The sequence below is a fragment of the Tessaracoccus antarcticus genome, assembly GCF_003688855.1.
In the GTDB taxonomy this organism is placed as follows: domain Bacteria; phylum Actinomycetota; class Actinomycetes; order Propionibacteriales; family Propionibacteriaceae; genus Arachnia; species Arachnia antarctica.
Window position 1 is genome coordinate 25,870 of sequence record NZ_REFW01000007.1, and the last position, 19,071, is coordinate 44,940.

15 protein-coding genes and 1 pseudogene are annotated in these 19,071 nt (G+C 63.8%); 8 read left to right on the forward strand and 8 right to left on the reverse strand.

Annotation, left to right across the window (positions count from 1 at the left end; translation table 11 throughout):
• Positions 1–12 precede the first annotated feature (12 nt).
• The 7 genes from EAX62_RS15980 to EAX62_RS16010 all read left to right on the forward strand — a co-directional run bounded on the left by EAX62_RS15980 (position 13) and on the right by EAX62_RS16010 (position 8,517).
• A complete protein-coding gene (locus EAX62_RS15980) occupies positions 13–1,485 on the forward strand; it encodes a type IV secretion system protein (protein ID WP_158600711.1) in 1,473 nt (490 codons plus the stop codon).
• Positions 1,466–2,974 carry an SCO6880 family protein gene (locus EAX62_RS15985; RefSeq protein WP_121902739.1) on the forward strand — a complete coding sequence of 503 codons (1,509 nt, stop codon included), beginning with the start codon at positions 1,466–1,468 and terminating at the stop codon, positions 2,972–2,974. The genes EAX62_RS15980 and EAX62_RS15985 overlap by 20 nt, the downstream gene beginning before the upstream one ends.
• 176 nt (positions 2,975–3,150) lie before the next feature.
• The gene (locus tag EAX62_RS15990; protein WP_233558021.1) at positions 3,151–4,458 is read left to right on the forward strand and encodes an ATP-binding protein; all 1,308 of its coding nucleotides are present in this window, start codon (positions 3,151–3,153) and stop codon (positions 4,456–4,458) included.
• Positions 4,455–5,933: a M23 family metallopeptidase gene (locus EAX62_RS16985; protein ID WP_199711349.1), complete on the forward strand. Its 1,479-nt coding sequence runs from the start codon at positions 4,455–4,457 to the stop codon at positions 5,931–5,933. Before EAX62_RS15990 ends, EAX62_RS16985 begins: the two co-directional genes overlap by 4 nt.
• A gap of 123 nt (positions 5,934–6,056) precedes the next feature.
• The gene (locus EAX62_RS16000; protein ID WP_121902741.1) at positions 6,057–6,497 is read left to right on the forward strand and encodes a hypothetical protein; all 441 of its coding nucleotides are present in this window, start codon (positions 6,057–6,059) and stop codon (positions 6,495–6,497) included.
• Positions 6,494–7,951 carry a type IV secretory system conjugative DNA transfer family protein gene (locus EAX62_RS16005; protein WP_121902742.1) on the forward strand — a complete coding sequence of 486 codons (1,458 nt, stop codon included), beginning with the start codon at positions 6,494–6,496 and terminating at the stop codon, positions 7,949–7,951. The genes EAX62_RS16000 and EAX62_RS16005 overlap by 4 nt, the downstream gene beginning before the upstream one ends.
• A complete protein-coding gene (locus EAX62_RS16010; protein ID WP_147454150.1) occupies positions 7,948–8,517 on the forward strand; it encodes a hypothetical protein in 570 nt (189 codons plus the stop codon). Before EAX62_RS16005 ends, EAX62_RS16010 begins: the two co-directional genes overlap by 4 nt.
• 450 nt (positions 8,518–8,967) lie before the next feature.
• On the opposite strand, the gene EAX62_RS16015 is transcribed toward EAX62_RS16010, so the two are convergent.
• From EAX62_RS16015 to EAX62_RS16030, 3 genes are all read right to left on the reverse strand, one after another.
• Positions 8,968–9,291 (reverse strand): hypothetical protein, encoded by a 324-nt coding sequence (locus EAX62_RS16015; RefSeq protein ID WP_121902744.1) that lies wholly within the window; start codon positions 9,289–9,291, stop codon positions 8,968–8,970.
• 1,077 nt (positions 9,292–10,368) lie between these two features.
• Positions 10,369–11,427, reverse strand: a complete 1,059-nt coding sequence (locus EAX62_RS16025; protein WP_121902746.1) for a leucine-rich repeat domain-containing protein — start codon at positions 11,425–11,427, stop codon at positions 10,369–10,371.
• 266 nt (positions 11,428–11,693) lie between these two features.
• Positions 11,694–12,551 carry an NmrA family NAD(P)-binding protein gene (locus tag EAX62_RS16030; protein ID WP_199711350.1) on the reverse strand — a complete coding sequence of 286 codons (858 nt, stop codon included), beginning with the start codon at positions 12,549–12,551 and terminating at the stop codon, positions 11,694–11,696.
• 136 nt (positions 12,552–12,687) lie between these two features.
• On the opposite strand from EAX62_RS16030, the gene EAX62_RS16035 reads away from it, so the two are divergent.
• Positions 12,688–13,044 carry a MarR family winged helix-turn-helix transcriptional regulator gene (locus EAX62_RS16035; protein ID WP_158600712.1) on the forward strand — a complete coding sequence of 119 codons (357 nt, stop codon included), beginning with the start codon at positions 12,688–12,690 and terminating at the stop codon, positions 13,042–13,044.
• Between the two features lie 279 nt (positions 13,045–13,323).
• Here the strand turns inward: EAX62_RS16035 and EAX62_RS16040 are convergent.
• The 5 genes and pseudogenes from EAX62_RS16040 to EAX62_RS16060 all read right to left on the reverse strand — a co-directional run.
• A pseudogene (locus EAX62_RS16040) lies at positions 13,324–13,473 on the reverse strand (transposase); the annotation flags it as partial.
• Between the two features lie 108 nt (positions 13,474–13,581).
• Complete coding sequence (locus tag EAX62_RS16045; protein ID WP_121902770.1) at positions 13,582–14,214, reverse strand: TetR/AcrR family transcriptional regulator; 633 nt, start codon at positions 14,212–14,214, stop codon at positions 13,582–13,584.
• Positions 14,215–14,679: 465 nt separating this feature from the next.
• On the reverse strand, positions 14,680–16,917 hold the full coding sequence (locus tag EAX62_RS16050) for a glycoside hydrolase family 3 N-terminal domain-containing protein (protein ID WP_121902748.1): 2,238 nt from the start codon (positions 16,915–16,917) through the stop codon (positions 14,680–14,682).
• An 83-nt stretch (positions 16,918–17,000) separates the two neighbouring features.
• Entirely contained in the window at positions 17,001–18,014 is a 1,014-nt protein-coding gene (locus tag EAX62_RS16055; RefSeq protein WP_121902749.1) for an ABC transporter permease, read from the reverse strand.
• Between the two features lie 3 nt (positions 18,015–18,017).
• Positions 18,018–19,046 carry an ABC transporter permease gene (locus EAX62_RS16060; RefSeq protein WP_121902750.1) on the reverse strand — a complete coding sequence of 343 codons (1,029 nt, stop codon included), beginning with the start codon at positions 19,044–19,046 and terminating at the stop codon, positions 18,018–18,020.
• Between the last annotated feature and the right edge of the window lie 25 nt (positions 19,047–19,071).

Consider the following 19,071-nt stretch of genomic DNA (forward strand, 5'->3'; position numbering starts at 1 on the left):
TGGGATTCGGTAGTGGGGATCTTCGAAGACCTGGCTGCGGCCGGTGGCCGGATCGTGACGGATATCTGGATCACGATCTGTATGGCGGTGTGGGGTGCCGGGTTGTGGGTGTTTCGGATCGTGTTGCAAATTGGGGAATGGTTGATGACCCCGTCGCTGTCGGGTACCAATCCGGATGGGTCCGCGAACTCCCTGACCCACACCTACGGCATCACACTGTGGTTGGCGCTGATGTTGGCGCTGATCCTCAGCGTCGTGCAGCTGACATCGGCCGTCATCCGCCGCGACGGCCAATCTCTGGGGATGCTGCTCCTGGGTGCGGCACAGTTTTTGCTGGCCTCGACGTTGATGTTCAGCTACGCCGCCGCTGTCGTGGCCGCGGTCGGGGGCATCAACCAGGCCCTGACACGTGAACTCCTCGGTGTGAAGTCGATACAAGATTTTCGGGTGCCAGCCTTCGACGTCACCGAGGACGTCGTCTCCGGGATGGTGGCCACCGTGCTGCTGGTGCTGGGGTTGGTGCTGTGGGTCGCGGCGCTGAGCCATGTGGTGGTGCTGCTGGGGCGCTCTGTTGCTTTGGTGGTGTTGACCGCCACCGCCCCGATCGCCGCTGCCGGGCTGCTGTACGAGCCGTTCAAGGTGTGGTTCTGGAAAAGCTTCCGGTGGTTCCACGCCGCCGCCTTCGCACCACTGTTGATGACCCTGATGCTGGGCATCGGCGTCCAGGTCGCCAACGGTGTCACTCTCGGGTTGGAGGACGACACCCAGAAAGCGGCGGCGATGGCCATCCCCGCGGTCGTGATGATCCTCGTCGCCTCGTGGAGCCCGCTGGCCCTGTTCAGATTTCTGGCGTTCATCGATCCCGGCACCACTTCCGGCGCGAACTTCCGCGCCTCCCTGAATCCCGCCGACACCACCAGCCAGGGCCTCAACCGGCTGCAGAACAAACTAACGCAGCACCTTGCCGACCAATCCCCCAGCAGCGACACCACGCAGGCCAGTACCGCAGAAAGCGGCACCACCGCCCGCACAACAGCAGCACACACCAGCTCTCTCACCACCGAAGCTGCAGCTGGCGGGGCGGAAGCCGGAACCTCCACCGCAGCCGCCGCCGGCGCAGGTGCAGGTGCGGGCGTCGGGGATGGTGCTGGTGCAGGGGGTACTGCAGCGGCCGGTGCCAGTGCCGAGGGAGCGGCTGCCGGTGGTGGCGCGTCGGCGGGTGCTGTCGGGGGTGTGGCGGGGGTGGTCGCGGTGGGTGCACTGGCTGGTGCTGCGGCGTTGGTGGTGGGGTTCAAGCAGGCGGGTGCACTGGCCACAGGTGTGGTGGCCGATTCGGCCAGCGGCATGGGATCAGGCGACCCGTCGTATCCCTACGACCCCACCGGAGACACCCGCCGACCAGCTTCGGGCCGCACGGGACCAACCAACAACAGGGTGCCGGTTGCGGTGATCCAGGAGGATGACAATGCCAGCGACGATGTTTAGGAACTTCACCCACCCCGAAACGGGGTGGCTGTTCGGGCTGGGACCAACCCAACTCGCGATCGTGATCGCAGCCTCCTTCCCCATCTGGATCTCGTTGAGCAACCAGCGGTGGGCGGCGGTGGGGATCTTCACCCTGATCTGGGGGCTGGTGGTGGTGCTGACGGTGGTGCCGTTGGGGGGTCGCTCCAGCACCGGCTGGATGATCGCCGCCGCAGCCTTCGCGATTGCCTCGTTGAGCGGGTGGTCGGTGTTCACTTCCAGGGCTGAGCGTGGCCGGCTTCGTGACCTGGATGACCTCGACATGCCCGGGGTCCTGGCCCCCATCGAGATAGTGGAGGGCCCACCTGCGGGTGTGGAACAGCGACGGATGGCTGTCATCAAGAACACCGCCGCCCGCACCTGGGCGATCACCGCCCGCATCCAACACTTCGGCACAGCCATGGCTGATGAGTCAGAGCTGGCCCGCTACGCCTCCGCCCTCACCGACCTGGTCGACGTCGCCGCTCAAGGGGAAATGGTGGAGGAGATCCACCTGATGGTGCGGGCCACCCCCGACGACTGCGCCGAGCGGGAACTGTGGCTCCGTAACCACATCACCGATACTGCACCGGACACCGCCGCGGCCACCAACATTGAGCTCCTGCGCTGGGGCCAAGCCGGAACCCGAACGGAGAGCTTCCTCACGATCGTGGTCCCCGAGGCCCGGCTGGCTCGCGAAGCCAAACACCTTGGCGGCCACCTGGCTGGCCGGATGAACACCCTGATCACTGTCGCCACCGAGATCGGCACCGTCCTCACCGGGGCGATGGGTGCCACCGACGTGGCCTGGCTCACCTCCCCCGAACTCGCCGCCGTAGTACGGACCGGGTTTGCCCCTGGTGATCGCGCCGGCCTCATCCACGCCCACCACCAACACCAACTCGATAACACGGTGGTGACGGATGTGCCGTGGGCACTGGCCGGGCCCACCCACACCACATCTGCTGTGCGGCACTACACCCACGACGCCTGGCACACCATCACCACCACCCTCAAACTCCCCGAAAAAGGCACCACCATGGGAGCGCTGGGCTCAGTGCTGGTGCCCTCGCAGGCGATGGAGCGGCGCAGCGTCACGGTGGTGTTCCCCATCGAGAGACAATCGAGCGCGGACCGGAAAGCCTCCCAGGCCGAGTTCACCACCAGCCTCGGCCAGGAACTCCGCGACCGGCTCGGCGTCCGCACCGGAATCAAAGACCGGCGGAACAAGGACAAGATCGACCAGGTCGAAACACAGCTCGCCCTGGGTGCAACCCTGACCCACCCGTATGTGGTGTGTTCCACCACGGTCCCCCAATCCGCACCGATCAATGAGTTCGGGCGCCGCCTGGATGCCGCCATCCGGCAAGCCGGGTTCGCCCCGCAACGCCTCGACATGTCCCAGGACTGCGCCTTCGTCACCGCCAACATCCCCCTCGGCATCTCCCTGTCACGGAAGGGGCTGCTGTGATGGCCCGTGGCATCAAGGATCTGTTGGCCGACTTCGGCCACGACCTCCCCCACCACCCCACACCAACAACCCCCAAGACCGTGCGGGGGCCGTTCACGGAATCGGCATCGTGGCGGGGACGGCGGCGGGTAGGTGGCGGATGGGTTGCATCCCGCCCACCGGTGCGGCAGTATCGGATGACTTCCGATCAGGTTGGGCTGTACTGGCCCTTCACCACCGCCACACCCACTGCGCCGACCGGGGCGCCCATGGGTGTCGATGTCCTCAACGGGTCCACCTTCTACGTCGACCCCCACGGCTGGGTCCAAGACGACCACGTGCCCGTCACCAACCCCAACATCTTCATCTTCGGTAAACCCGGCCGAGGGAAATCCGCATGGGTCAAAGCGTTCTGCAACCGCATGTTCGCCTTCGGCTACCAAGCCCTCATCATGGGGGACCCGAAGGATGAGTACGAGCTGCTGTGCCGCCACTTCGGAGTCGAGCCGTTCGCGATCGGCCCCGGCATGCCTGCCCGTCTCAACCCCCTGGACCCCGGACCCCTGGCAGCCGGCTGGGACCGGCTCACCCGTGCCGAGCGGGACCGCCGGTCGGGCCTGATCTTCGGCCGGTGGCTGGTGTTGCTGCGCAGCCTCATCGGCTGCCAAACCATCGGCGACCACCGGGTGCCCGTGGGCCCCACCGAGGAACAGATCCTCAAAGCAGTGCTGGAAGACCTGACCCGCCACACCACCGACTCCAGAGAGCTGCGGCCCATCGTGTTGCCCCAGCTGTGGGCTGCCTTGGATAACCCATCATCGGGGCTTATCGAGCAGACGCGGTTCCCCGATCGGTGGCGGTTTCTGGAGGACACCCGGCTGCTACGCGACGCTGTGGCCCAGCTCACCACCGGGGCCCTGGCCGGGATTTTTGATGCACCCACTTCCATCACCATTGACTGGACCGCGCCGATCCAGTCGATGTCACTGTCCAGGCTGGCCGGGCTGGGTGACCAGGCCACCGGCATGGCCCTGGCCTGTCTCTCATCGTGGGGATCGGCCATGCGGGAGGGTGGCGGGCATCGGATCAACATCCGCGACGAAGCCTGGAAACAACTCAGACTTGGCCCCGACGCCGTCGCCTCCTTCGACCAAGACCTGCGCCTCAGCCGGGCGCACGGCGACATCGAAATCGCTGTCTCCCACAAACCCTCGGACTACCTCAGCGCCGGGCATGCCGGCACCCAGGCCCAACAGATCGCCAAAGACCTTCTCCACCTGGCCGATATCAAAGTCCTCTACGGCCAGGACGCCGACGTCGCCGACGACCTCGACCACCTCCTCGACCTCCGCCCCATCGCACGCGCGGCGATTACCGGCTGGGCCATGCACCGCACCGGCCGCGCCCTGATCTGCGTCGGCCCCACCACCCACAAAGTCCACCTCACACTCCACCCCGACCTGGAACTCCCCCTCACCCACACCAACCACAACCTCCAGACATGAAAACCACCGCCCTCCTCACCACCCTCACGGCCCTGGTGGTCGGACCCGTCATCGCACTCGCACTGCTGGTGCCCCTCCTCGCCGGCGCTGCAACCGTCGACCCTGTCGGCTGCACCACTTCACCAGGCGCACCGGTCGGTGTGCCTGGCCTCACCGGGCCACAGCTGGAGCGGGCTGCCGTGATTTATGCGGTGGCTGTGGAGACCGGCGTCGGGGTGCAGGGTGCGGTGGTGGGGATCACGACAGCCCTGCAGGAGTCCGACCTCGGAGCCGACCCCACCACCGGCACACCCAATGCTGACGGGGACATTGGTCTGTTTCAGATGCGCACCCTGATCGGGTGGCATGCCGACGGCATCACCATCGCCCAGAACATCAGCATTCTGCTCGATGACCGCTACCAGGCGCGGGTGTTCTTCATCGGCCACACCACCCTCGGCGGCTGGCACATCCCCGGACTGGCCGACATCCCCCACTGGCAACACCTCACCATCACCCAGACCGCACAGAAAGTTCAGGTTTCAGCGTTCCCCAACGCCTACGCGAAACAGGAGACCACCGCCCGGGCAGTCGTCGCCACCCTCCTCCACAACCGACCAACAGGAGACGAGGGATGCGAAACCAGTGATGCGACCCTTGAGTGCCCGGCCACCCCTACTGCTGTCGGGGATGAGCGGGGTCTGGCACCGGATGCGGTCCAGGTGATGCGCTGCGTCGCCGCAGGGTGGCCTCAGATCCGCACCATCGGCGGGCTGCGCCACGGCGACTCCAAAGACCACGGCACCGGCCGCGCCGTCGACGTCATGATCCCTAGCTGGAGCACCCCGACCGGGGCCGCCGTCGGGCAGGAGATCGCTGAATGGGCCCGCACCAACGCTGCCCGTTTGGGGGTCACCTACGTCATCTGGCAGCGCCGCATCTGGAGCGCCGCCCGCACCAATGAGGGATGGCGCAACTGCTCCGAAGGGTCCTGCTACAGCGGCCCCGATCCCTCCGCGGCGCATCTCAACCACGTCCACATCTCCGTCAACGGCACAACCGGAACCGTACCCACCCCAGGCAGCAGCGGCGCTGCGGTCGTGTTGCCGGTAGCCAAGGGCATGTACCGGTTGACGGCCGGGTTCGGGCAGGTCGGCACCCGCTGGTCCACCATCCACACCGGCCTCGACTTCGCCGCCCCCGAGGGCACCGCCATCCGTGCCGTCACCCCCGGCACCGTGACCTACGCCCAGCCCAGCGGCGGCGCCTACGGCAACCTCACCAAAATCCTCAGCCCCGACGGCACCGCGATCTGGTACGCCCACCAAAGCCACATCGGCGTCCGCGCAGGCCAAACAGTGACCGCAGGGCAGACCATCGGAGCCGTCGGGGCCACCGGCAACGTCACCGGCAAACACCTCCACCTCGAAGTCCGCATCAACGGCCGACCCGTCGACCCCCGCACCTGGCTCCGCACCCGAGGCCTCGACCCATGACCATCACCCCGCCCCTATACCGACGCGTTGGATCCCGATTCTTCTGTCGGTTGATCACGCCACAGCAGCCCACGGGCGGGCTTATCCCCTACACACCATACGAATCCACAGGGAGTCACATTGATGAATGACACCCAGCACCAGGACGGCTACCCCTGGACGTGGGAACCCGCAGCCCTCACGGCGATCCTGCTACTCATCATCGCGGTCCTGGCTATGCAGATCGGACGCACCACAGCCCTCCTGATCAGCGGAGCCGGACTGCTGTGGCCTACCAGTCGGCACGTGGTCACCAGCATCGGGGGGATTATCGGCGGCGACACCACCGCGGGTCTCCCCAGCTATGTGGAGACCTTGGCACCCATGTGGTTGGTGTGGACCATGGCTGCCCTGGCCGCAGCCGTCATGTGTGGTGCAACCGGTTGGGCCGTGTGGCGCCTCCGCGGTAGGGCGGTCAAGGGAATGGCCTCCACCGACCAGGCCCGGCATCTCCTCGGCCTCCGACGGCTCCGCCGCACCCGTCGCATCATCCGACCCGACCTGTACCCCAAGGCACGACGATGACATTCGACCCTACAGACGTGGGATGGAGAATCGGCCACAGCCACACACCCCGCGGTGTTGACCTGTGGCAGCCATGGGACCGCACCGCCGGCGTCATCGGCCCCCAAGGATCCGGCAAAACCCTCGACATCCTCACCCCCGCCCTCCTCCAGGCACCCGGAGCAGCCCTGGTCACCATGACCAAACCCGACGACCTCCTCCTGACCTGGACCGCCCGCACCGCCCGGGGCCGGCCCTGCCACGTCCTCGACCCCTTCGGCACCGCCCCCGACCTCACACCGCTGGTATGGGACCCCATCGCCGGCTGCATCGACGCCCACATCGCCGAGCGCCGCGCGAAAGCCTTCTGCGCCGGCACCCTCACCACCGCCCACAGCAACACCGGGGCCGCCCAGTTCTACGCCGCCGAAGCCGCCAAAGTCATCCAGTGCTACCTCCACGCCGCCGCCCTCACCGGCTCCACCCTCAACGACATCCTCCACTGGGTCGCCAACCCAAGAAATGCCACCCTTCCCACCGAAGCCCTTCTCAACCACCCCGACGCAGAGCCCAACTGGCACGGCCTCCTCACCGGCGCCATCCACAACCCCGACGACCGCACCTCAGGCAACACCAAAACCACCGTCGAACAAGCCCTCGCACTCTTCACCACCCAACAACGCCGGCAACGCTGCATCCCCACACCCGGCCAGCCAGCCACCGACATCGCCGACGTCATCACCCGCGGCGGCACCATCTACCTCCTCGGCCGAGAAGACCCCTACGTCTCCGCCTCCCCCCTCATGACCGCAGTCGCCGAAGACATCCTCGACACCGCCCTCCACCTGGCCCACCACAGCCCCTGGGGCAAACTCTGCCCACCACTGCTGGCCTGCCTCGACGAACTCCCCTCCACCGCACCGCTACCGACGCTGGCGACCCGAATGGCCAACGAACGAGCGCTCGGGATCAGCATCGTGTGGGCCTCCCAAACCCGTGCCCAACTCGACCAGATCTACGGCCCCCACCAAGCCCGCTCCATCCTCGGCCTCACCAACACCCTCATCATCTTCGGCGGCTCCAAAGACCAGGCATTCAACAAAGAACTCTCCGACCTCCTCGGCACCCGCCGCATCACCCGCCACAACCACCAAAACGGCCACACCCCCAGCCACTCCAGCCACGGCGAAGACACCCCCGTCATCCGCCCCGAACACATCCGACAACTCCCCACCAGTACAGCCTTGGTCATCGCCGAGAACGGCAAACCCATCATCGCCACACTGCAGCGCGCCATCAACGGCAAACCCGGACGCCAACTCCTAGCCCAGCAAGCCCACCTTCGGCAACAGCTGCCCACCGGCCCAGACCATGCACCGGCAGGCAATATTCACCGGCGCACCGCAGCCGCCGTTGCGACCTCCCATGAGCTCGGCCTCACCACACCGCCTACACACGAGGTCCGATCCGGATGAGTGCCCCCTCACACATGACGGAGTTCCCCGACGTCACACCTCGCATGGCCAAGGTGTACGAGCAGCTCCACAAGCTGGCCATCGGCGGCCACTCCGCCGATGAAGTTCACGGCGACGGCGAAATCATCCCCCGGCTCTGGGACATCACATCCATCCACGACCCCCAACTGCGATCCGAAACCTGGAAATGGCTCGAATCATTCGTGTACTGGTTCAACACCCAGCAGACCTGGTACTCCCACGACCAAATTCCACCATGCTGGCCGCAACATCCCCACCTCGTCCGCGACATCGCCACCCTCGCCGACCAACGCCGCACCGCCGGCGAAGCCCCCACAAGCACCGCCCTCGACGAATGGCACCGCTACACCATCCCCAACTTCCTCGAGCGCACCCGCACAGCACGCCAAGGATGCGACAACGACCACGTCCCCTGGCCCGGCAAACCCGCCCACACACGACACATCACCGAGACCAACACCACCCGACGACACAGCATCATCGACGCCGACATCGCCACCCTCCCCCACTCAGTCACGAACCTACGACGACTCCATTCATCCTGATCGACCCAGGCTTCGCGATCGTCGCGACGTGACCCGAGCCAACGCTCACATGCTCGACGAACTGACCGCCGCGCTCAGTGGCAAAGCACACCAGCAAAGATGGGGAGACCGCTCGAGATCCCATCCCGTCCACATCCCGGAAGAGCCGGCGGTACCGATGGCTGCACACATTCAGCCCGTCGACGCGATGACCACAAGTCGCCCGCCCCTCCAGATAGAACCCCAGAAAGTCACCCGCAAGACACATCGTCCGCCAGACCGGTACGTCGCTGCGGCCGCCCGGACCCTGACGCGGACCCAGAGCCATGAACCGACAAACTTATTACGTCGGATTCCATCGATAATCCGATGTAATAAACTGAACTTTGGAACTTGTTCAGGAGCCGCCTCTCGCTGCGGGATACCCGCGTTGGTGGTGGTTGGTAAACCACCATCGGCTCGCTCGGGGAGCTATAAGCCGCCTCCTGAAAGGAAACTCAGGGCAATAATCGCCAGCGCCAACACGATGGCTAGCAGCAGATGGGGCAGGAGACCCGCCAAACCCCGGGATGGATCGGGGCGAGTGAGATACAAAATGACGAAGCCGACGAGGGCGAATGCACCATAGGCGATTGAGGAAAACCAGAGCGCTGCGGACAATGCACCCACCTCGAGTCCGCCTAGGAACCGTACGAGGTACAGCGGGACTGAGAGAATCACCATAACGATCACGCTCAGGAGCCACACTCGGTCCTTGAGCTTCGAAGGGGCAGCCCCGACCACTGTGTTGTGCATGGAGCAGATCATGGCACAGCCAGCACCAGTCCCTCACGTGCACAGATTCTCCCGCCACCCCTATCACCGCCTTCACAAACAGCCCAGATCTAGCGGATCCCGGTGCCCCTTCCTTCGACAAGCGCGCGGCCCCCAATGCATGTCGGGTCCAGATCAGAGCCCCATAGGTCACCCACTCTGCTTTGTGACGAGCCAGAAAACCATCAGCGGCCGCATCGAACACCCTCCGCGGCATTGGTCTCGGCTTCCAGGTCCTGGCCGACTGCCCCGCCTGCTTTACTTCTCGGTGGCGGCGGATTTGGACCCTTGCGCGGCTTGCTTGTGTGACCTGCTGACGAGCTCTTGCTCACGCCCGAGGAAGGCCATGATGAGGCCGAAGGCGAACAAACCGCCAGCCCATGCCACCGAGTATTTTAAGGTCGCGTCGCTGGCAGATACCGCTCGCCAGATAACTACAGATGTCGACGTCGCGAAACTCACCGCGCAGTACGCAACTTTGGCGCCACGTGACACAGGCGTTCGCACGTTCAACACCATCGACCATCCGAGAACCATCAACGGAGCAGCGACACCCATGGCGGTTTCGATACCCAGCTTCGGAATTATCCACAGGCACAGCCCCAGCGCGACAACATGACATACGGCCGGCGACAGTAGATTCTTTGAACGCGGAGACGCGAACGCAAACCGTAGAACATCCCTCATATCGAACCCACCATCCTTTCTCCCGCTCAGGGATGCTGGCGGTCTGGGTCGCCCCGTCGTCGGCTTCACGCCTTCCGGCCGAATCGTAGCGCTGATCCTGCTCCCGCAGAGACGAGTCGCGCCCCCCTGCACGACGATCTGAAAGTTGGGGCACAACCACCTTTCATCCTGATACCCACCAGCGCACGGAGGTCAACACTTCCACCCCGTTTCGTGAAGCCCCATTGTGCTTGCAATGGTTCGTGGTGAATTGACCGGATCCGGACCCCAGGTCATCAAACCTGTGGGAAACACCACGATCCTGCACCCCTGACCTGTTGGGTCAGGGGTGCAGGATCGTGGCGCCCCCTATGGGTGGTGTGGTTGGGGGTGTTAGCTGATGGGGGCGTCGAAGAAGATCTCGCAGCCACGATCCAGCAGGGGCTGGAGAGAGGCCTTGTCAGTGACCGGGTTCTCAAACAGCCCGAGGACTTCGAGATTGGGCAGGCTCGCCAGCGGTGCGGCCTTGGCGACGTTGTTGTTGGTGAGGTCCAGGTAGAGCAGGCGGGTGAGCTTGCTCAGCGGGGCGACGTCGACGACGGCGTTGCCGGCCACATCCACAACCAGCAACGATGTGAGCGATGCCAGCGGGGTGAGGTCGGTGATGTTGTTGTCGTAGGCGGTGAACTCTTCAAGCTTCTTCAACCCCTTCAGCGGGGCCAGGCTTTTCACGTTGTTCTCATCGATCCACAGAACCTCGAGGTTGGTGAAGTTCTCCAGCCCGGCCAGATTGCCCACACCGTAGGCGTCGCAGGCGAGTTCGGTGACCTTAGCGGCATCGGCTTTGGTGATGGCCGCGGTGGCTGCCCGGCCGAGTTCATCGTTGATGCACTCACGCAGGTTCACATCCGGCATCGTGATGGCGGCAGGTGGTGTCGGCTTGACCGGCGGCGTGGGGGTGGTGAACATGACAATGTTGTTGAACACGAACTTGGTGACCCAGCGGTAGTTCCACTTCCCGTTGTCCTGGTAGGACTCGATGAACTTGGCCTCGGCGTAGGAGCGGCAGCCGTTGTTGCCAGTGGTGGCGTTGTCGCACTCGGTGTACCACCGGCGCCCATCCGTGGCGCTCCAGTTGCCGGGGTTGCCCAGCGGGTTGGTCTTCCACAGGGAACGCGCGGAGGGCAGGTAGGTCAGGTTGTTAAACGCCCAGTCGGTCTTGGCCACGAACCGGCCGTTGATCTGGGAGATCTGGGTGGCCTTGATTTCGGTGCGGCACCGCTTGGTCTGTGAGTAGGGCTCGCAGGTGGTCTTCCACTCACGCCCGTTGACGTTGTGGATGCCCTCGGTGGTGTAAACGTTCACCTCAGCCCGGGCTGGGAGGGTTCCTCCTGCCAGGGTGGAGGCGGCCACCACCACTGCTGCCAGAACCAATGCGACTTTACGCTTCATGGCGCTCCTTGCGCTGAAACCCGCCGGGTGGCCACCATGGCCCCCAGTCAGGTCCGAAGACCATAGCAATCGCCTGATAAATAATGTCAATGGGGTGCACTCAAAGATCGGAGTAAATATCCGTCATCAATGGCCGCCTGGGGGTGTTCACGATCCGACACTGCCAGACTCCCAGGTAAGTCGAGAAAAGTGCGATCGTGTAGTCCGTCACGCAAGATGGCTGACAGGTGAGCGGCAGCGAAACGCTCTTCACGGTGTCGCGATTCTTACTGTGGTGGCTGTTGTGTAGGAATCCAGGCGAGTCGCTCTCGATGAGCAAATTCGGCAAAATCTAGGGGCGGGCGACCCAGCACGGTATTGACATCAGTGCTGAGCCCGGCCGCCTTCCCCAGGCGTGCCAGGGTGTAGATGGCGGTGGTGACCGCCACCATGGCCCAGGGCATCGCGAGTTGTTGGCGGGCGTGTCGCACGTACCGCAAAGCGCCGGGGCGTCGATACCGGATGGGGCGATCCAGTTCGGCAGAGAGGACCTCGGCGACCTGCTGGTAGGTCAAGGCGCGAGGGCCAGTCACCGTCCATGCCCGGTTGGCGTGGTCATGGGGATTGACCAGTGCAGCCGCAGCCACCGCTCCAACATCACAGGCGTCGACAAACGCGGTTGCTCCGGCACCCGCCGGCACAAGGATCTCGTCACGGTCTCGAATGTCACTGACGTGGGTCGTTGAAAGATTCTGGTGGAAGAACGACGCCCGAACGAAAGTGAATGCCATGCCAGAATCCTGCAGCCACTCCTCCACCGCTGCATGTGGAACCATCTTGTTGCGCTCGGCCCCCTGGAGAGAGAGGAACACCACATGCGTCACCCCTGCCGCGCGGGCGGCCGCGACGGCTGGCAAGAGGTCACGTTTGACGTTGCCAATGGCCGGCGGCCGTACCAAAAACAGCGAAGTGACTCCTTGAAACGCCTGGTCCCACGTGGAGGGGTCAGTGAAATCGAAGAGCACTTCCTGCGCGACCTCCGGGGCAGGTGTTCGTACCGCCGATCGAAATGCCACACCAGCCAATCGCAGCTCGACAACTACCGCAGCCCCCACCGTGCCGTTGGCACCCGTCACCAGAATCACAGCCACCCCCACCAGTTACGTGTACCGTACATCTATGGATGAGAATGGTCCAAGTCTTGTAGCGATTGACCGTGCCTTGATTGATTTGCGGCGTTTCGTGGCTGCCCCACCGATGGTGGGGCAGCACGGTCATCGCGTGGAGTTATCAACCCTGCTTGTTCTCGACGGCCTTGACCCTCAGGGTGAGAGCGTTCAAGACATCGCCGAACGACTGGACGTGGCTGCCTCCACTGCCAGTCGCTTCGTCACCCGCGCCGCCGAGGCTGGCATGGTGACCCGCACCCCTGCCTGGCACGACGCTCGACACACGCTGGTGGCGCCCACGCCCGATGGTGTGGCCTTTCCCAAGCGTGCCGCTGAGCACCGGCTGCGCCATTTGGCCGCCATCCTCACCACGTGGGACGCCGCCGACATGGACATCTTCGCCAACGCCCTCACCCGCTTTGCCACACAAGCCACCCAGCCAAAGTGTCGATTGCCGAGTGAATACTGACCCCGTGGCGCCGCCTGGGTTCTAGGCAGAAAGGGGCTCTTCGCAAAGCAGAGTGGGGGCATGGAAGCCATCCGCGGTCAGCGCGCTTTGGGAAGTCCCATTTTGGGCGTGAGAGTCCCGGGGAGTGGTGGGGTTTGAGGGTCGGTGCCGAGGCGGGCTGACATGAAGCGGTGCTTCGTAAGGGCGCCTTCTTCCCACCATCCTGGAGGCCCGCCGAGGATTGATCAGGCGTTGTTGCGGTGGTGATGGAGGCCTAACGTCACAAGGCTTTTCGACTTTCAGATAGATGCAGGGGAAGGTGATGCGCTCCAGACTGCGGGTCCGAAACGCACCCACCGATTCATCCAGGCCAGCGCAGATCCGAGAGATCTCAGACTTGCTGATCCCGGCTTCGGCTCCCATCGCCTCAACGAGATCATGAACCCGGCGAGGGGTCGATCATTCATCTTCATTGAGCGTCATCTTTCCCTCGGGCGTTCCCCGACCAGATCTCGTTCAAGGAACAAGGGATAGCCTGGCGCCGAAGAGGTATCTACCTCACCGCAGCAGTGATTCTTGCGGTTTGAGCACGCTGGAGACGATTGCCTCGATGGCGAACTCGGTGGCCTCGGCCAGGCGGACGTCGGTGGGATTGTGGAGCCATTGCACCTGCAGGCCGTCCATGACGGCCAGAATGGCCGCTGATGCATGCTCGAGGGTGTCCGGTTCGGTGATGCCACTCTCGGCGCACATGACGTGAAAGGCTTTTTGGGCTTCGCCACGCAGCGTGGCGTAGCGGTCGGCGAAGTACTGGGCGGCTGGGTGGCCATCCGTGACCGACTCGCCGGAGAGCACAGCGAAGGTTTGTACGATTCCCGCGCGCTGCGCGTTGGCGAAGGCCGTCCGTATGAGGTGTCGGAAGAACTCGCTTCCACCGGGGATGTGCTGCTCTGCCAGATCCTCCACGTCAGTCTCGTCGCGGTACGTCAGAACCTCCAGCAGGAGATGATCTTTCGTTCCGAAGTGGTGAAGGATTCCGGCGTTCGTCATTCCTACGAGGTCGGCTATGTCACCGAGGGTGCCGTTGGTGTAGCCCTTACTGCCGAACACCTGGGTGGCCGCGCGGAGTATGTCCCGTCGACGTCTCAGCGTCTCAGGACGCATGCGCGGCGTGCGTTTCGTGACGCTCATGGTTGCAATCACTTCTTTTCAATAGTCGGTTGTTCTTCACTTGGGAGCGGCAGGACCAGAAGAGGTTGCCGGCCAGCTCTTCCTGCCACACGGCACCTTTCCCCCGTAACCACGTGGTCATCATTTTCTTACAGCCTTGCTGAGTGTGAAGTAACTCCATCCTAACTTGCCGCCGATCCGCCCTGCACGATGGACGATACGTTTCGCGTGGGTCTCTGGACGCGTCGTGGGGAGACGTCTGATCCGCTCTTGGTCGATCACCTTGGAACTCCTCTGGCCTTGTGCGGGCCACCACCCGTCGTCCTATACGTGATCGAACCCAGTGGCGAGTTGCGTTAGCCAGCTTTCGGTCGATGGACCTGGTACCGCACCGCTCGGGCTATGCAGCTGTGCCGTCCAGTGATGAGCTGTGTGGATTCCTGGCCACGACATAGCCCGTGAGGCGGTCGGGAAGAGCTGGAAGGCCTACTCGACGGCGAAGGGCGCTTCCAGTAGATCCGTGGGTCTGGAGGTGGGTCCGACGAGCAGGCTGAACTCGCCCGGCTCGACGATGCGGTTGCCCGCAGCGTCAACGATTGTGCACTCGGCGACGGGTACGCGCACTTCCACGTCGATCGACTCGCCCGGCTGCACCCACGCATGCGTGAACGCTTTGAGTTCCCTGTCCGCCCAGCTGGCGCTCGTCATCTTGTCGCGAATATATGCCTGCACGGTTTCGCGGCTTGGCCGCGATCCGGTGTTCGTCAACCTCACCCGGCCCACGACCGAGTCCTCTCGTCCCGGGGCGCTGGAGTCGAGCGTCAAGTTGCTGTAGGTGATGGTGGTGTACGACTTGCCCTCACCGAAGACCCACGCCGGATCCTGGGAGAGGTCGGCGTATCGGTCACCATGCTGACCGCGAATCTGGGCATAGTAGGTCGGCTGCTGGCCAACGTGGCGCGCAAACGAGATCGGGAGCCGGCCCACCGGTTCGATCCTGCCGAAGAGCAGCTCTGCGAGAGCCTGGCCTCCCCGCATGCCCGGGTTGGCAGCCCAGATGATGGCAGCAGCCTTTTCTGCTGAGGCCGGCAGCACCAACGGCTTCGACGCGAGCAGCACAATCACCACGGGCTTGCCGGAGGCCACCATGGCGTCGAGCAGAGCGTTTTGTCCGCCCATGAGGTTCAACGTTGCCGTGGAGCGTCCCTCGCCCACCAGGTAGATGTTGTCGCCCACGACAGCGACGACGACGTCGGCTTCCTCGGCGATCGTGACCGCGTCGTCGAGTTGCGACTGGTCGAGCGGTGACGACGTGATGACCGGCATGCGTGGCTGACCGTCGGGGTGGTGGGGGCCGTCGGGGTGCGGCTCGACGTTGACAATGTCGGCGCCGCGCGCGTACGTGACTGCGCCACCCAGTTCGGCGACGATTGCGCGGATGCCCTCCAGCGGCGTTATCGACATGTCACGCGGCTGCCCGTTGGGCATGTCGGCTTGACCGGAGGCCCCCGCCCAGTCGCCAAGGAGGCAATCCACGTCATCGGCCACAGGGCCGACGACGGCGACCTTCAACGGCGCCGAGAGGGGAAGGGTTCCGTCGTTCTCCAGCAGGACAAGCGACTCACGTGCCACCTGCAGATTCAGGTCCTGATGCGTTCCAACCACCGTGGAGATCCGTTCCTCACAGGGAAGCCGGGGGTTCTCGAAGAGCCCGAACTCGAACTTCAGCGTGAGGATGCGGGCGACAGCGCGGTCAAAGGCGTCAGGCTCGAGAAGCCCTAGCTCCAGGGCCTTCTGCGCACCCTCGAAGAACGAGGGTGTGGTCATGATCATGTCGTTGCCGGCTTTGGTGGCGGCGGCCGCCGCGTGGGCAATGTCTGGCTGTATCTGCTGCTCCCACACCATCCGGCCAACGTTGTCCCAGTCTGTGATCAATGTCCCCGTATAGCCCCACTCGCCGCGCAGCACCTCTGACAGCAGCCACTCGTTTAAGGTCACGGGCACACCGTCAGTGCTTTGGTAGCCGAGCATGAAAGTGGCGCAGCCGGCCCGCGCCACCGCCTCGAACGGGGGCAAAAACCACGAACGCATTTTGCGGTGTGAGATGTCGGCCTCTGAGGCGTCGCGTCCTCCCTGCGTCTCGCTGTACCCAGCAAAGTGTTTGGCGGTGGCCAGAATCGCCGTGGGGTCATCCAGGCCAGCGCCCTGGTAGCCCTCCACCATGGCCACGGCGAGCTCGGCAATGAGGTGCAGGTCTTCCCCGAAGGTCTCATTGACCCGCCCCCATCGAAGATCGCGGGCGACGCATAGCACCGGGCTAAACGTCCAATGTGTACCCGTGGCCGCCACCTCGATGGCAGTCGCGCGCGCGACCTGCCGCACCAGCTCCGGGTTGAAGGATGCGGCCATGCCCAGCTGTGTGGGGAAGATCGTCGCGCCGGGCCAGAACGAGTGGCCATGGATGCAGTCCTCACCCACGAGCAGCGGAATACGTAACCGGGTTTGCTGAGTGAGTTCATACGCCTGCGTAATGCGCTGCGGCGACGTGTGCAGGATTGATCCGACAGTGCGCTCCCGAACCAACGCATCGAGGTCCCCTCGCGCATCTACTTGCATCATCTGCCCAATCTTTTCGGGCACCGTCATACGCCCAAGGAGGTCCAGAACCCTGTCGTGGACGGACAGCTCGGGGTCAAGGTAGGGAAGTGTCGGGTTGGAAGACATGGTGAAACCTTTACGAATCGCGCGGCGCAGTTGGCCACGAACGCCAGGGGAAGGATCTGCAGGGCAGGGATGGGAGTCAGGGATCAATCACTCTTCCCGCTGGGTGTGATGCTGCGGACCTGGGTGAGGGGATCGTTGACGTCCATGCCGCGCTTCTTCAACGCTCGGGCGCGCTCCCCCGCCGAGCGCAAACGAGGGTTGATGTACTCGTCGATTCCGAAGTTGAGTAGCGAAAGGGCCACGCCGATGGCGGCGATGCATAGGCCTGGCGGGACGTACCACCACCATTGATTCTGTCTGAACGCGCCTTGCGCCGACGCCCAGTTAAGGATGGTTCCCCAGTTGTAGTTGCTGACGGGGATGACACCGATGAAGGACAGGGTCGTCAAGCCGATCACCGCCGCAGTCATGGTACCGACGACGCTCGCGGCGATGAGGCCCAACAGGTTGGGCAGCATCTCGACCGCAATGATTCGGTGTAGCGGCTCACCGTTGGCCTTGGCGGCGAGAACAAAATCCCTGTTCCGCAGTGACATTGTTTGTGCCCGGAGCACGCGTGCGCCCCAAGCCCAACCAGTCAGGCCGAGAACGGTGGCAATGACCCAGAGCGGGGGATCCTCGAAGAGCGACGCAACGATGATGATCAGCGGCAGGCCGGGGATGACGAGGAACACGTTGGCCAGCGCTGACAATGACTCGCTTTTCCACCCAGTCGTGTATCCGGAGACCACGCCGACGACCACGGCGATGGTGATGGCGATCACGGTGGCGAGAATGCCGACGACCATGACACCGCGTGTTCCCCAGATGATCTGGCTGAACACGTCTTCGCCCAGATGCGTGGTGCCCAGCCAGTTGAGTGTCGATGGAGGTTGCAGCCTCGCCTTGGCGTTGATTTGGGTAGCCGGGTACGGGGCGAGCCACGGCGCAAAAATTGCTACCAGCAGGAAAAATCCTAGGATGACGAGTCCCGCAATGGATTTCTTATTGCGAAACATTGCAAAGGCGGATCCAAGCCTGCTGGATACCGAGACCGGCGGTGGGGGCGGATCGGTTGGGATGGCGGTACTTGCGTCGATAACCTGTTGTGTGCTCATTGCTCAGGACTCCGTTTGGCGGGTACGTGGGTCGAGAAAGGCGTAGGCCACATCGGCGGCGATGTTGGCAACCAGGACAGACAGGGTGATGATGAGGAACACTCCTTGCATCAGGGCGTAGTCCTTCGCGTTGGTGGCGTCGAGCAGCATTTTTCCAACGCCCGGGTAGCTGAACACCATCTCCATGACGATCGTGCCGCCGACGATGAATCCCAGTGACAACGCGAAGCTCTGGATTTGCGGCAAAACGGCATTGCGCGCGGCGTAGCGCCACAACACGCGACGATTGGGCATGCCCTTGGCCTGGGCGACGGTGATGTAGTCCTCGTCAAGCACCGTCAGCATCATGTTGCGCATACCGAGCATCCAGCCTCCCAGCGATGCAAGGACGATGGTGCTTGCAGGCAGAACGCCGTGCTCAATCACGGAGGAGATGAAGTCCCACGACCATGTGGGCGACAATCCCACTCCAAACGCCTTGCCGATAGGAAGCAACCGGAGGTTCACGGAAAACACCGTGATCGCGAGGAGCCCGAGCCAGAAGTACGGGATGGTGCTGAGGAACGTGGTCAGCGGGATGAACAGGTCCAAACGGCTGCCACGCCTCCAACCAATGAAAGCCCCACCGAGCGTGCCGACGGTGAAAGCGATGACCGTCGCGACCCCCACGAGCCCAATGGTCCAGGGAAGCGCCCCAGAAATCACCTCGATCACAGGGCGAAGACCGTGGGAGATGGAGATTCCGAGGTCGCCCCGCAGCAGGAGTGCCCAGTAGTCCATGTACTGCTGCCACAGGGTCTTGTCTGTATCGAGACCCAGCAGTGCGCGCAGCGCGTCTGCCGCTTCCTGGCTGATGTTCTGGTTCCGCGCAAGGTAGGCGCTGACGGCGTCACCTTTCATCATGCGGGGAAGGAAAAAGTTGATGGTCAGTGCCGCCCACAAGGTGAACGTGTAGAACAATGCCCTCTTACCGAGGAAGCGCCATGGAATACGAGCCCTCTTGTTGTGGATTTTCGTCGCCGTCGTCCCCATTTCCAGAGGGTCTGACGGTTCGGGG